Raw genomic sequence first — 665 nt, forward strand, 5'->3', positions numbered from 1 at the left:
TTGAGGTGCTCCAGTGGCTTCTGTTTCTATCAGCTGTCCCTCCTGTTCAGCTACTGACGGGGTGGTGCGTAACGGCAAAAGCACCGCCGGACATCAGCGCTATCTCTCCTCTCACTGCCGTAAAACATGGCAACTGCAGTTCACTTACACCGCTTCTCAACCCGGTACGCACCAGAAAATCATTGATATGGCCATGAATGGCGTTGGATGCCGGGCAACAGCCCGCATTATGGGCGTTGGCCTCAACACGATTTTACGTCACTTAAAAAACTCAGGCCGCAGTCGGTAACCTCGCGCATACAGCCGGGCAGTGACGTCATCGTCTGCGCGGAAATGGACGAACAGTGGGGCTATGTCGGGGCTAAATCGCGCCAGCGCTGGCTGTTTTACGCGTATGACAGGCTCCGGAAGACGGTTGTTGCGCACGTATTCGGTGAACGCACTATGGCGACGCTGGGGCGTCTTATGAGCCTGCTGTCACCCTTTGACGTGGTGATATGGATGACGGATGGCTGGCCGCTGTATGAATCCCGCCTGAAGGGAAAGCTGCACGTAATCAGGGGTCGGTTCCGGCTGAGGGCGAAATGACACCCTAAGCGTTAGCTCTGTGTCGTTGCACGATGTCAGCGACGGTATTCTTGCTGATACCGAGCTCGCGTGCGATC

At 56.1% G+C, this 665-nt stretch carries 1 pseudogene; it reads left to right on the top strand.

The features are described from left to right. Positions 1 to 13 precede the first annotated feature (13 nt). Positions 14 to 579: pseudogene (locus ACOTX1_RS23790) on the top strand (IS1 family transposase); the annotation flags it as partial. Positions 580 to 665 lie beyond the last annotated feature (86 nt).

Source organism: Enterobacter cloacae complex sp. IR5401 (assembly GCF_049238425.1).
Lineage (GTDB): Bacteria > Pseudomonadota > Gammaproteobacteria > Enterobacterales > Enterobacteriaceae > Enterobacter > Enterobacter hormaechei_C.